The organism is Azospirillum baldaniorum, from assembly GCF_003119195.2.
Lineage (GTDB): Bacteria > Pseudomonadota > Alphaproteobacteria > Azospirillales > Azospirillaceae > Azospirillum > Azospirillum baldaniorum.
In genome coordinates this window covers 727797-740232 of sequence record NZ_CP022262.1, presented here as the reverse complement: position 1 = coordinate 740232, position 12436 = coordinate 727797, and the positions used below count along the sequence as shown (strand labels likewise).

Below are 12436 nucleotides of genomic sequence, written 5' to 3'. Positions count from 1 at the left end.
GAAGGGAATGAGGTTCACTTCGGTCCTCGAAGACCTCCGCCCGATGACGCCGGCCCGTGCCTTGCGGGAAAACGTTGCCCGTGGTGGCATCCGGCAGATTCAGGCCAGAGGTGTCCTGACTGGCGGTGTCCCGCCGGCCGGTGCCTGTGCGTGGCACCGTTCGGCTTGATCCGGCTGACGCCGTGGGCAAGCCGCCAAGGCTGCGTTCGCGTGCGCCGCGCGTCCCGTACGTTCCTGCAACAGGCCCGCCATGCGCCCCTCCTGCATACCCGAGTGTATCTTAGTAGCGGTTGTGCACGCGCTCAAGGACATATCGCGTATTTGTATTGAATCTGTCGATCACAGTTTCTCACGGTGGAATACATATGCGTTCATTTCCGCATTGGTGATGGCTGATTCTTGTGAAACATCTCACTTGATAGGATCGTTTCCGTTGCTATCCGCGGAAGAGTTGGTATCTTCTGCGTGAGGTTGCAAATCCATGTCATTTTCATGGGGTTCCGGATGCAGGAACGGCGAGCACATCCTTTTTCTTCACCGTGGCTCAACGGACTGCTCGCAGAGGCTTTGCGGCGTCCGGTTCTCGACGGAGCCGAGGACGCTCTGATCCTTGCGGACCTTTTCGCCGCGGTTGCGCCGCCGCTCCCCGCGGATGCGATCACCGAGGTCTCACGGACCAGCGGCTGGTTGCATCAAGCGGTGGCGACGGCGCAGGAACAGCCTCCGCATCGGGTGGGCCGGGACCTGAGGAGCTTCGCCGACTACATGGTCGAGGCGGTGCGGTTGATGCAGCGGCACGGCCATTTCCAGGACCGCAACGACCGTCAGCGGGTGAAGGCCCTCCTGAAGAAAGCGGGGGGGCGTGGGGCGGTGCCGGACCGCGCCGCCGCCGCGGAGCGTCTGCTGGCCGCCGCCGAAAGCCCGGACGCAGGGCGGTCGGATGCGATCGCCGAGGCCCTGGGCAGCGGGGCGATCGGGCCGCCGGGCGGCCTCGATTCCGCGACGACGGTGCTGCTCGGGCTGGCGGCCCTGCCGGTCGACAAGCGCCGGACGCGGCTGCACGGCATGGGCATGGCTCTGCGGGCGCCATCGCCGCCGGGAGGCTGGAATGGCTGAGGCATCGCGCAGGGGTGCGGGTTGCGGCCCCCTCAAAGACTCAGGGCAGCATGATCGCCGACTGCCATTGCTGCAGGAAGCGTTCCCGCTTCAGCCGGTCGAGGAACACCAGCAGGGCCGGACTGAGAGATATGGGGTGCAGTGGTGCCGCCGTGCTGGAGCGCAGGCCCGACGCCGACGCCTCCCGCTTGATGCCGGAGGAGATGGCGTAGAGGGCGGAGCGGTCGGCCACCACCTCCTGCCCGCGCGGCGACAGAAGATAGTCGATGAACGCCCCGGCGAGCTGCGGCCGGGGGGCCGTCCGGGGGATCACCGCGACGCGGGAGATGACCAGCGTGTAGTCCTCCGGCACCACGATGCCGATGGGCGCCCCCGCCGCCGCCCGCGCCCGCGCGTAGGAGCCGAGGACGTTGTAGGCGATCAGCACCTCGCCCCGCTCCACCATGTCGAGGATCTCGCCGGAGCAGCAGGCCAGCCGCGCCTGGGCGTTGCCCATCATCGCGACGAGCTGCCAGTACTGGCCGAACAGCAGGGCGTCGTGCGAGGCCAGCAAATAGCCGATGCCGCTGGTGGCCGTGTCGTAGGTGGCGACGCGCCGGCTGAAGCGCGCCGGGTCGTCGCGCAGCAGCCGGATCAGCGCCGGGCGCGTGCGCGGCACCTGGGCGTCCGGCAGCAGGTCGCGGTGGTAGGCGATCACCGCCGGCTCGAAAGTGAAGCCGAACGCCTCGTCCCGCCAGTTCGCCCAGTCCGGCAGAGCGTCGGTCAAAGCGGAGCGGTGGGGTTGGGTGTAACCGTCGTTGACCAGCTTCACCTGGAGGTCGGAGGCCGAACTGATGAGCAGGTCGGGAGTCTCCGCTGCGGCTCCCTTCGCCGGCACGGCCACCGCCTCGGCGTAGAGGTCGGCGGTGTCCATGTCCTTGTATTCGATGGTGACGTCGGGATGGAGCTGCTGGAAATCGAGGACCAGCGGCTCGATGGCCTGCCGGTCGGTGGCGGAATGGATGCGCAGCCTCTCCCGCTCGCCGCCGGGGGCGGGGTAGGTGAGCAGTTGCGCCGCCTGCGCGGCCTGCATCCAAGGCGCCCAGAGCAGAGCGACGAGGACCAGAAGGGGCAGCAGGGCCCGCGCGGCCCCTCCCCCCGCCGTGGTGGTGCCGCCCGCCTCCGGGAAATCGATGCGCGCGATCAGCCCGCCGCCGGGGCGGTCGAGCAGGGACAAATCCGCTCCATGCGCCTCCACCACCGAGGTGACGATGGCGAGGCCCAGCCCGCTGCCCGCCACCCCGGCGGCGGAGCTGCCGCGCCCGAACCGCTCCAGCACGCGGCGCTTCTCGGCGTCCGGCACGCCGGGGCCGCGGTCGGCGATCTCCACGCGCAGGCCGCGCCCGTTTGGCAAAGGTGTCAAAGACAGGTCGATGGGGCCGGATGGGCCGGCGTATTTCACCGCGTTGTCGAGCAGGTTGGTCAGCGCCTCGCGCAGGCTGATCGCGTCGCCGGGGACGGTGGCCGGCTCCGCCGCGCGGTCGATGTCCAGGCGGATCGCCGTGTCGCCGGCCACCGCGCGGGCGCGCTGGAACACTTGCTCCAGCAGGGCGCCGAGATCGACGTCCTCCGGCTTCAAGGCTTCGCTGCGGTGGATCACCATGGCGTGGTTGAGGAGCTGGCTGGTCAGCTGGCTGGCCTCCACCGCGTTGCGGTGCACGCGCTGGGCGATGCGGTGCAGGGCTTCGGGATCGTCCTCGTCGATGGCGAGTTCGGCCTGCAGGCGCAGGCTGGCCAGCGGCGTGCGGATCTGGTGGGCGGCGTCGGCCAGGAAGGTCTGCATGGTGTCGAGGTTGGATTTGAGCCGGGCCATGAGCTGGTTGATCGCCTGGACGAGCTGCGAGACCTCCTGCGGCGGCGGCATGGCGATGGGAGAGAAGTCGTGGGGCTGCCGCTCGCGGATCATCCGCTCCAGCGAGCCCAGCGGGGCCAGCGCCTGCCGCACCCCGAACCAGATCAGCCCGCCCGCCGCGACCACGGTGAAGGCGATGGGCAGGAAGGCGTTCGCCAGGATGTCGCGGGCCAGCGCCCCGCGCTCCTCCCGCGTCTGGGCGACGGCGATGGTGATCCAGCCGCCAAGCTCCGGCTGCGCCGCGAAGCGCTTCAGGACGGCGATCCGCACCGGCATGCCGCGGAAGGTGGCGTTCTCGAACCGGGTGGCGGAATCGCCGCCGGCTGCTCCGGCGACCCCGGCCTTGGCGGGCGCCATCGGCAGGTCGTGGTAGCCGGTGACCAGTTCGCCGTCCGGGGCGGTGATCCGGTAGAACACGCGGTCGCGCCGCGCCTGGGCCAGGATGCCCAGCGAGGAGTAGGGCAGGTCGACGGAGAAGCGCCCGTCCTCCACCCGCACCGTGTCGGAGATCGACAGCGCCGACGCCATCAGCAACCGGTCGAAGGCGGCGTCGGCGGCGCGCTGGGCGTAGGCGCTGACGAACAGGAACAGCCCGGCGGTCAGGACGGCCAGCACGCCGAGCAGCCGGATGAACAGCCGCCGCCGCAGCGAGAATCCTTCAGCCTTCGGCACACACTTCCGCCACATACCCCAGCCCCCGAACCGTCCGGATCTCCACCGACGCGCCCTCCAGCTTGCGCCGGAGGCGGGAGACATACAACTCGATGGCGTTCAGCGCGGTGGGCTGGTCGAGGCTGAACAGCCGGTCCATCAGGTCCTCCTTGGACAGGACGGTGTTCAGGTTGCTGAGGAACAGCTCCAGGAGGCGGAACTCGCGGCCGCCCAGATCGACGGGGCGGCCGTCGACCAGCACCTTCTTGGCCGCCGCGTCGAAGACCAGATTGCCGAACTGCGTGCGCGAGGAGGCGAGCCCGTGCGAGCGGCGCAGCAGGGCGCGGCAGCGGGCCTCCAGCTCCCGCAGGTCGAAGGGCTTTACGATGAAGTCGTCGGCGCCGAGGTCGAGCAGGTCGACCCGGACATTCACCTGGGAACGGGCGGTCATCACCAGGACCGGCGTGGCGTCGCGGCGCTGGCGCAGGCGGTTCAGCAGCGTCTGCCCGTCCACCCCCGGCAGCATGATGTCGAGCAGGACGAGCTGGTACGCCTCCTGGCGCAGCAATTCCTCCGCCTCGTCCCCGGTCGGCGCCCAATCGACGGCGTAGCCCAGCTTGCGCAGCCTGTGGACGATGGCGTCGGCCAGATCCTCGGTGTCCTCGACGACGAGTATGCGCATGGTCCGTCTCCCGGTGCCGGGGCACCGTAATGCACAAATCAGTGCGCCATGAAGATGGGAATGGCGGGCGGCTCGCGCAGCACGTCCAGCGTCACGCCGCCCCACACCCGTTCGCGGACCCGGCTGTGGCCGTAGGCACCCATCACCAGCAGGTCGCAGCCGGCCTCCGCCGCCGTCTCCTGCAAGGCCCGGCCGACCGCGCGGCCCGACGCCGCGACCCGGCGGATCGACGCCGCCACGCCGTGCAGGGCGAGGTAGGCCGACAGGCGGTCAGGGTCGGCGGTGCGTCCGGGGTCGGCGACGTCGGCCGACAGGATGACCGCCTTGCCGGCGCGTTGCAGCAGGGGCAATGCCGCCGCGACCGCCCGCGAGGCCGCGGCCCCGCCGTCCCAGGCCACCGCCGCCGCGGCCCCGACCGACGCCGGTTCGGCCGCCGGGGCCAGCAGCAGGGGGCGGCCGGAGCCGAACAGGGTCGCCTCGATGGCCGGACCCATGGCGTTGGTGCCGTCGGAGGTCTGGGCGATCACCACCAGATCGGCGAGCCGCGCCTCCTCCGCCAGGGTCTCGGCCAGCGGGCCGGTGGCCTGCTGCCAGGATGCGGACAGTCCGTCCGCGTCCTCGCCGCCGCCGGTCAGGCTGTCCGCCTCCGCGGCGCCGAAGCGGCTGCGGAACTCCTCGAACAGGCTGTGGGCGGAATCGACCACCCGCGCCTGATCCTCCTGCCCGATGCGGATGAGCTGCTCGACCAGCGCCTTGGGGATGGCGGCGCTTTCCACGGAGGTGCGGATTTCGACCTGCGGCATGACGCTCAACCCCTCCACATGGGCGCGGAAGCGGTCGGCGAGCAGAAAGGCCGTGGCGATGGCGCGGCGGTCCAGCGGCCGCCCGGTCAGGGGAACGAGAACCTTCTTGATCATCGGATTCGCTCCGTCACGATAGCCAGGAGGTGTGCATGAGGACTTCGTTGCTGCCGCGCCAGATCATGTCGAGCGCCACATAGGTGATGATGGCGAGACCGACCCAGCCGATCCAACGGTGCCTGTGCAGGACATGCGCGATCATGTTGGCGGCCGCCCCCATCAGCACGACGGACAGCAGCAGACCGATCACCAGGATGGTGGGGTGGTCCTTGGCCGCACCGGCCACGGCCAGCACGTTGTCGAGCGACATCGACACGTCCGCCACCACGATCTGCCAGATGGCGGCCCCCACCGTGACGCCGCCGACCGCGGCACCGGCGGTGTTCCCGGACACGCCGACCGGCGTGTCCGGGGCGTCCATCGCCTCGTCGGGCGCCACCTCGTCCGTGCCGTGGGAGCGCAGCTCGCGGAACATCTTCCAGCAGACCCAGAGCAGCAGAACGCCGCCGGCCAGCGTCAACCCGATGATGGCGAGGAGCTGGGTGGTGATCAGGGCGAAGAAGATGCGCAGGATGATGGCCGCCCCGATGCCCCAGAAGATCACCCTGCGGCGCTGCGCCAGCGGCACCGCGGCGGCGGCCATGCCGACCACGATGGCGTTGTCGCCGGCCAGCACGAGGTCGATGGCGACCACCTGCCCAAGGGCGGCGAGCTGCGACCAGAGATCGACGCTTTCCATGAAAAAGTCCTTCGAAGAATGGCCGAAGAATGGCGGTCTTACGTCGCGGGATGGCTGCCGGACGGGGAGGCGTTGTCGTTCTTGCCTGTGCCCTTGGCCGCCCCATTGCTCCGGTAGCGCAGGACCATCGGGCCGATCACCAGCAGGGCCGCGATGATCAGCAGGGCCGCCGAGATCGGGTGGGTCAGGAAGACCGACGGGTCGCCCTGGCTGATCGCCAGCGCGCGGCGGAACTGCTGTTCGGCCAGCGGCCCCAGGATCAGCCCGACCACGCAGGGCGCCACCGGCACGTTCAGCACGCGCATGCCAAAGCCGAGCAGCCCGATCACCCACAGGATGACCAGATCGATGACGTTGTTGTTCAGCGTGTAGGCGCCGAGCGACGAGAAGACCAGGATGCCGGCGTACAGCCAGGGCCGCGGGATCAGCAGCAGCTTCACCCAGAAGCCGACCAGCGGCAGGTTCAGCACCAGCAGCAGCACGTTGCCGATGTAGAGGCTGGCGATCATGCCCCAGACCAGCTCGGGGTTGTTGTCGAACAGCGTCGGGCCGGGCTGCAGGCCGTATTGCTGGAAGGCGGCCAGCATGATGGCGGCGGTCGCCGAGGTCGGCAGGCCGAGCGAGAGCAGCGGCGCCAGCACGCCGGCGGCCGACGCGTTGTTGGCGGCCTCCGGACCGGCGACGGCCTCGATGGCGCCCTTGCCGAACTCCTCGGGCTTCTTCGCCAGACGCTTCTCGACCAGATAGGACAGGAAGGTCGGGATCTCGCTGCCGCCGGCCGGCAGGGTGCCGATGGGGAAACCCAGCAGCGTGCCGCGCAGCCATGGCTTCCAGGAGCGCGCCCAGTCCTCGCGGCTCATCCATTTGGAGCCCTTGAGCGCGTAGATCTCCTCCGTTTCGAAGCGGTGCCGGGAGGCGACGTAGAGCGTCTCGCCGACCGCGAACAGGCCGACCGCGACCACCACCGTGTCGATGCCGTCGAGCAGCTCCGGAACGCCGAAGGCCAGCCGCGCCTGACCGGTCTGCATGTCGATGCCGACCAGACCCAGCGCCAGACCGAGGAACAGGCTGGCCAGACCGCGGGCCAGCGAGCTGCCCAGCACGGCGGTCACGGTGGTCAGCGCCAGCACCATCAGCGCGAAATACTCGGCCGGGCCGAACAGCAGCGCCATCTTGACCATCAGCGGGGCGACGAAGGTCAGCGCCGCGGTGGCGATGGTGCCGGCGATGAAGGAGCCGATGGCGGCGGTCGCCAGCGCCTGGGCGCCGCGGCCCTGGCGGGCCATGGCGTGGCCGTCGATGGCGGTGACGATGCTGCCGGACTCGCCCGGCGCGTTCAGCAGGATCGAGGTGGTCGAGCCGCCGTACATCGCGCCGTAATAGATGCCGGCGAACATGATGAAGGCGGAGGTCGGCTCCAGCCCGTAGGTGACCGGCAGCAGCAGCGCCACGGTCAGCGCCGGGCCGATGCCGGGCAGCACGCCGACCGCGGTTCCCACGGTCACGCCGATCGCCGACCACAGAAGGTTGTAGGGGGTCAACGCCACGAGGAAGCCGTGGCCGAGGGCGGCAAGGGTGTCCATTGTGCAGTTTCCTTCCCGAAACGGGGCTTACTCGGCGTCGGCTGACGTGAGCCGTTCGACGATGCTGCCCTCGGGCAGGTTCAGGCCGAGCCCGTAATTGAAGGCCACGAAGGTGAAGGCGGCGAGCGCCAGCCCGATGGCCAGATTGACCATCAGCCGCCGGCCGCCGAAGGCGCGGGAGACCGCGGCGAACAGGATGGTGGTGGAGGGGATCCAGCCCAGCGTGTCGAGCAGCAGGAACTGGACGGCCAGCCCCGCCGCGACCAGCGCCACCGCCCAGAGGTCCAGCTCCAGCCCTTCGGCGTGGGCGACGGCCCCGGCGAAGGCCTCGCGCAACAGGGACAGGCCGACCAGGACGAGGCCGCCCGAGATCAGGTAGGGGAACAAGGCGGGGCCGACCACCGCCCGGCCGACGCTTGGGGTCAGCATGGTCTCGACCGCGATCAAGCCCCCAAGGGCGATCAGCCCGCCGCCCAGCACCGCCTCTCCGGCGCGCATGCTCCGACCGGTGGTCATCGCTTCATCCTCCCAGACTGTTTTTTGCGGACCGGTGGGCGCGGCGACCGCGCCCACCCCTTGCGGTCCTTACTTCACGAGGCCGATGTCCTTCAGCGTGCCTTCGATCTGCGCACGCTCCTGCTTCAGGAAGGAGGCGAACTCGGCGGAGGGCTGGTAGAGGTCGATCCAGCCGCGCTGCTTCACCGCCTGCTTCCACTCGTCGCTGGCGACGGCCTTGGCGACGGCCTCCTGGAGTTCCTTCAGCTCGGCCGGCTTGGCGGAGGACTGGGCGAAGACGCCGCGCCAGTTCACGAACTCCAGGTCGACGCCCTGCTCCTTGAGGGTCGGCGTGTCGGAGCCCGGCAGGCGCTGCGGGGCGGAGACGGCGATGGCGCGCAGCTTGCCCGCCTGGAACTGCGGGGCGAACTCGCTGTAGCCGCCCATGCCGAGCGTCACATGGCCGCCGAGCGCCGAGGCCAGCAGCTCGCCGCCGCCCGCGGTGGCGACGTAGTTGACCTTGTTGGGATCGACGCCGACCGCCTTGGCGATCAGCCCGGCCAGGATCTGGTCGCTGCCGCCCGCCGAGCCGCCGCCCCAGGAGACCGAACCGGGGTCCGCCTTGAACTTCTTGATCAGGTCGTCGAAGGTCTTGATGGGAGATTCCGGCGGGACGACGATGGCGGTGTATTCGCCGGTCAGGCGGGCCAGCGGGGTCACCTGATCGAGCGTCACCGCCGACTTGTTGGTGACGATGGCGCCCAGCATGATCTGGCCGCCGACCAGGATCGTCGGCGAGCGCTTCTTGGCGGTGACGAACTGGGCGAGGCCGACCGTGCCGCCGGCGCCGGGGATGTTCACGACCTGGATGCCCGACGCCAGCTTCTGGTCCTGGAGAACCTGCTGGAGGGTGCGGGCGTGCTGGTCCCAGCCGCCGCCGGGGCTGGCCGGGGCGATGATCTCCAGCCCCTTGATCTCGGCCAGCGACGGGGTGGCGGCGAGGGCGGCCGTGGCGAGGACGGCGGCGGTCAGGACGCCCTTCACGGCGCCCGGCATGCGGATGGTCATGACGCTTCGCTCCATGGGTATGTTTTGTTTTGAAAACCGGCGGACCACCGCCGGCCGCTGGTCACTTGACGAGGCCGAGTTCCATCAGAACGCCTTCGATCCGCGTCCGCTCGTCCTTCACGAAGGCGGCGAACCGGTCGGGCGGCAGGTAGAGGTCGATCCAGCCGCGCTCCTCGGCGATGCGCTTCCACTCGTCGGTGCGGACCATGGCGCCGACCGCGTCGTCCAGGACCTGCTTCTCCGACGCCTTCAGGTTGCCCGGCGCCATCACGGCGCGCCAGTTCACCAGCTCGACATCCACGCCCTGCTCCTTGAAGGTTGGGACGTCGATGCCGGGAAGGCGCTGCGGGGCGGAGATCGCCAGGGCGCGCAGCTTTCCGGCCTGGAGCTGCGAGGCCATCTCGTTGTAGCCGCCGGTCGCCACGGTGATGTGGCCGCCGAGCACCGAGGCCATCATCTCGCCGCCGGCACCAGCGGCGATGTAGTTCATCTTGGACACGTCACCGCCGATCGCCTTGACCAGCAGCCCGTAGAGGATGTGGTCGGGGCTGCCGACGGCGAAGCCGCCCCACGAGACCGAACCGGGATCGGCCTTGAACTTCTTCACGAGGTCGTCGAGCGTCTTCAGCGGCGAGTCAGCGGCGACGACGATGGGCTGGTACTCGCCGGTCAGGCGGGCCAGCGGGGTCACCTGATCGAGTGACACCGGCGACTTGTTGATCAGGATCGCCCCGATCATGCCGAGGCCGGAGATCATCAGGCCGGGGTTGCGCTTCTTGGCGGTGACGAACTGGCTGAGGCCGATGGTGCCGCCGGCCCCCGGGATGTTGACCACCTGGACGCTGGAGGCCAGCTTGTGCTCCTGAAGCACCTGCTGCATGGCGCGCGCGTGCTGGTCATAGCCGCCGCCGGCGTTGGCGGGGGCGATGATCTCCAGATTCTTGATCTCCGCGGACGCGGGAGCGGCGAACAGGGCGGCAGCGGCCAGCACAGCCGCCGCCAGCATCCCCTTGGCGGGGTTGCCGAGGCTCATGGTGTTTCCTCCGAGTGGACTTTTTTGCTTTTTTGGACGGCGCTTGCTGCGCCTTACGGTGCCTTGGCGGTGGAACTCTGCGGGCGCGCCTCGTAGAGGAGGACGGAGCCGCCGGCCCCCGCGCCGCAGGCGGCGCCATAAAAGAGCGGGGTGCGCTGGTCAGCCGATGCGGTCTTCGCCGTGGATTTCGCCGACGTCCTGGCTGCGGATTCGGTCGCCATGGTGGAGGTTCCGGGAACGGTGGTTGGTTGTTCCAACTGTTTAACAGGCGAACCTGTCATGAACCTGTCAGCCACCACCCAGGCACGCAAAATTTCGGCCCTCCACCCGGAAGAGGTGGAGACCGGTTCGTGGCGGTTTTCCCCCGCCGGGGTGATGGGGAGGAGGCAGCCTTGCCCCCTCCCTAACCCTCCCCCGCTTCGCAGGGGAGGGGATTTAAGCTCCCTCCCCTGCGTCAGCGGGGGAGGGCCGGGGTGGGGGCAACACCCCCCCGAACTTACCGCACCACCAGCAGGAACAGCCCCTGGCCGAGATAGACGGTGCCGGTCAGGGCGACCAGACGCTGGCTCCAGCTGCGGAATTGGGCGTCGCTCATGGCGTCGAGCACGCGGCGCGACAGGTTCGTTCCCAGGACGGCCATGCCGATGCACAGGGCCGTCACCGTGATGTCCAGCGTCTCCGCCTCCGACGCCGCGACGAGGGAGCCGAAATAGACCGTCTTGAACAGGTGGCCGAAAACCTGCATCGTCGCCTTGGTCGCGACGACGCTCTGCCGTGACAGGCTGGATTTCACGAAGAACACGTCGAGCAACGGCCCCGAGATGCCGGCGATCAGCTGCACGCCCATGCACAGCAGGCCGGCCAGCGTGCTGTGGCCGCGCCGCGACACGTTCGGCGACCAGTGAGACGGGACGGCCATCGCCATGAAGGGCGACAGGCCCAGCAGGATCAGCGATTCCGCCTTGCCGGGCACGTAGCGGATCAGGGTGAAGACGCCGACCGCCACCGCCCCGCCCAACAGGAACCGGGCCACGATCCCCCATTGCACGTGCCGCCGCCACAGCCACGCCCGCCAGCCGTTGGCGGTCATCTGCGTGATCCCGTGCAGCAGCATGGCCGAGGACACCGGCAGCAGCACCAGCAGCAACCCCATCAGCACCATGCCGCCGGCCATGCCGAACAGCCCCGACAGGAACGAGGTCACCAGCGCCGCAAGGCCGAGTCCGAGTGTCAGGGGAACCGTCAGCATCCCGCTCATCCGAAAGTTTTCTTTGGCTGTGGACGGCATCATGCCCCTGGCGCGCTTGCGCCGCAAACGGGATTGTCTGATGCTGACCCCCAGGAAATGTTGGGGTGCATGAAGAGGGGATCGGATGCGGCGCCTGCCATCGCTGAACGCCTTGCGGGCGTTCGAGGCCGCGGCCCGGCACGGCAGCTTCACCGGGGCGGCGGGCGAGCTGAACGTTTCGCAGGCCGCGGTCAGCCGCATGGTGCGCCTGCTGGAGGAGCGGATGGGCTTCCCGCTGTTCGAGCGGCGGGCCAACGCGCTGGAGCTGACCGACCGCGGGCGGGCGCTGCAACCCGGCCTGACCGGCGCCTTCGACGCGATCGCCGACAGTGTGGAACGGGTTGCCGCCATGCGCGACGGCCCGGTGCTGACCCTGGGGGTGGGGGCCACCTTCGCGGTGCGCTGGCTGATCCCGCGCCTGTCGGCCTTCCACGAGAGCCACCCCGACGTGGAGGTGCGCATCGCCACCGGCGGCGCCGGCGCGCCCATCCGCGAGGATTGGACCTGCGCCCTGCTGCTGGGCGACGGGCACTGGCCGGGCTACGAGGTGGAGGAACTGTTCACCGCCGACATGCTGCCGGTCTGCGCGCCGGCCCTGGCGCGGAGCCTGCGCCGTCCGGAGGATCTGCTGTCGGCGACGCTGCTCTCGGTGTCTCACTGGGCGGACGACTGGCCGCACTGGTTCGCCTCGGCGGGGCTGGCGCCGCCGGCCATGAAGGGGTTGTCCTTCGGCAGCTACGCCATGACCCTGCAGGCAGCGGCGGACGGGGTGGGGGTGGCTCTGGGGGCGCGGCTCTACATCGCCGACGATCTGGCGGCGGGCCGGCTGGTCACGCCCTTCGCGCTGGCCGTGCCGATGGGGCGGGCGTGGTATCTGGTCTCGCGCCCGGCGCGGCACCGGGAGCCGGGCTTCACCGTCTTCCGGGACTGGTTGCGCGCCGCCGCCGGGTCGCCGGACCCCGAAAAGAAAAGACCGCCGGAGCGTGCCCCGGCGGTCTGAAGTCGCACTTTGGAGAAACGTCACTCGGCG

The 12436-nt window shown here is 69.8% G+C and carries 12 protein-coding genes; 2 read left to right on the top strand and 10 right to left on the bottom strand.

The features are described 5' to 3' along the window. Positions 1-732: 732 nt before the first annotated feature. A complete protein-coding gene (locus Sp245p_RS34705; RefSeq protein ID WP_145644915.1) occupies positions 733-1116 on the top strand; it encodes a hypothetical protein in 384 nt (127 codons plus the stop codon). Positions 1117-1156: 40 nt separating this feature from the next. On the opposite strand, the gene Sp245p_RS34700 is transcribed toward Sp245p_RS34705, so the two are convergent. From Sp245p_RS34700 to Sp245p_RS34660, 10 genes are all read right to left on the bottom strand, one after another. Further along, on the bottom strand, positions 1157-3679 hold the full coding sequence (locus tag Sp245p_RS34700) for a sensor histidine kinase (RefSeq protein ID WP_109139250.1): 2523 nt from the start codon (positions 3677-3679) through the stop codon (positions 1157-1159). Continuing rightward, on the bottom strand, positions 3666-4340 hold the full coding sequence (locus tag Sp245p_RS34695) for a response regulator transcription factor (protein ID WP_014200002.1): 675 nt from the start codon (positions 4338-4340) through the stop codon (positions 3666-3668). The genes Sp245p_RS34700 and Sp245p_RS34695 overlap by 14 nt, the downstream gene beginning before the upstream one ends. A 38-nt stretch (positions 4341-4378) precedes the next feature. Then, entirely contained in the window at positions 4379-5257 is an 879-nt protein-coding gene (locus Sp245p_RS34690) for a universal stress protein (protein WP_014200001.1), read from the bottom strand. Between the two features lie 13 nt (positions 5258-5270). Next, positions 5271-5939, bottom strand: a complete 669-nt coding sequence (locus Sp245p_RS34685) for a TerC family protein (RefSeq protein WP_014200000.1) — start codon at positions 5937-5939, stop codon at positions 5271-5273. A 38-nt stretch (positions 5940-5977) separates the two neighbouring features. Then, complete coding sequence (locus tag Sp245p_RS34680) at positions 5978-7522, bottom strand: tripartite tricarboxylate transporter permease (protein WP_014199999.1); 1545 nt, start codon at positions 7520-7522, stop codon at positions 5978-5980. A 27-nt stretch (positions 7523-7549) separates the two neighbouring features. After that, complete coding sequence (locus Sp245p_RS34675; protein WP_014199998.1) at positions 7550-8038, bottom strand: tripartite tricarboxylate transporter TctB family protein; 489 nt, start codon at positions 8036-8038, stop codon at positions 7550-7552. Positions 8039-8107: 69 nt separating this feature from the next. Next, positions 8108-9085: a Bug family tripartite tricarboxylate transporter substrate binding protein gene (locus tag Sp245p_RS34670; protein WP_244947969.1), complete on the bottom strand. Its 978-nt coding sequence runs from the start codon at positions 9083-9085 to the stop codon at positions 8108-8110. Positions 9086-9146: 61 nt separating this feature from the next. Continuing rightward, a complete protein-coding gene (locus tag Sp245p_RS34665) occupies positions 9147-10118 on the bottom strand; it encodes a Bug family tripartite tricarboxylate transporter substrate binding protein (RefSeq protein ID WP_014199995.1) in 972 nt (323 codons plus the stop codon). Between the two features lie 53 nt (positions 10119-10171). Beyond that, a complete protein-coding gene (locus Sp245p_RS35375) occupies positions 10172-10339 on the bottom strand; it encodes a hypothetical protein (protein WP_014199994.1) in 168 nt (55 codons plus the stop codon). Between the two features lie 275 nt (positions 10340-10614). Next, complete coding sequence (locus Sp245p_RS34660) at positions 10615-11367, bottom strand: TSUP family transporter (RefSeq protein WP_041814369.1); 753 nt, start codon at positions 11365-11367, stop codon at positions 10615-10617. Between the two features lie 124 nt (positions 11368-11491). On the opposite strand from Sp245p_RS34660, the gene gcvA reads away from it, so the two are divergent. Beyond that, complete coding sequence (gene gcvA, locus Sp245p_RS34655) at positions 11492-12406, top strand: transcriptional regulator GcvA (protein WP_014199992.1); 915 nt, start codon at positions 11492-11494, stop codon at positions 12404-12406. Positions 12407-12436 lie beyond the last annotated feature (30 nt).

What these genes read in the sequence shown, in the direction of transcription:
- Sp245p_RS34695 (WP_014200002.1), bottom strand. Translation starts at nt 4,340, where the DNA reads ATGCGCATACTCGTCGTCGAGGACACCGAGGATCTGGCCGACGCCATC.
- Sp245p_RS34690 (WP_014200001.1), bottom strand. Translation starts at nt 5,257, where the DNA reads ATGATCAAGAAGGTTCTCGTTCCCCTGACCGGGCGGCCGCTGGACCGC.
- Sp245p_RS34685 (WP_014200000.1), bottom strand. Translation starts at nt 5,939, where the DNA reads ATGGAAAGCGTCGATCTCTGGTCGCAGCTCGCCGCCCTTGGGCAGGTG.
- Sp245p_RS34680 (WP_014199999.1), bottom strand. Translation starts at nt 7,522, where the DNA reads ATGGACACCCTTGCCGCCCTCGGCCACGGCTTCCTCGTGGCGTTGACC.
- Sp245p_RS34675 (WP_014199998.1), bottom strand. Translation starts at nt 8,038, where the DNA reads ATGACCACCGGTCGGAGCATGCGCGCCGGAGAGGCGGTGCTGGGCGGC.
- Sp245p_RS34670 (WP_244947969.1), bottom strand. Translation starts at nt 9,085, where the DNA reads ATGACCATCCGCATGCCGGGCGCCGTGAAGGGCGTCCTGACCGCCGCC.
- Sp245p_RS34665 (WP_014199995.1), bottom strand. Translation starts at nt 10,118, where the DNA reads ATGAGCCTCGGCAACCCCGCCAAGGGGATGCTGGCGGCGGCTGTGCTG.
- Sp245p_RS35375 (WP_014199994.1), bottom strand. Translation starts at nt 10,339, where the DNA reads ATGGCGACCGAATCCGCAGCCAGGACGTCGGCGAAATCCACGGCGAAG.
- Sp245p_RS34660 (WP_041814369.1), bottom strand. Translation starts at nt 11,367, where the DNA reads ATGCTGACGGTTCCCCTGACACTCGGACTCGGCCTTGCGGCGCTGGTG.
- gcvA (WP_014199992.1), top strand. Translation starts at nt 11,492, where the DNA reads ATGCGGCGCCTGCCATCGCTGAACGCCTTGCGGGCGTTCGAGGCCGCG.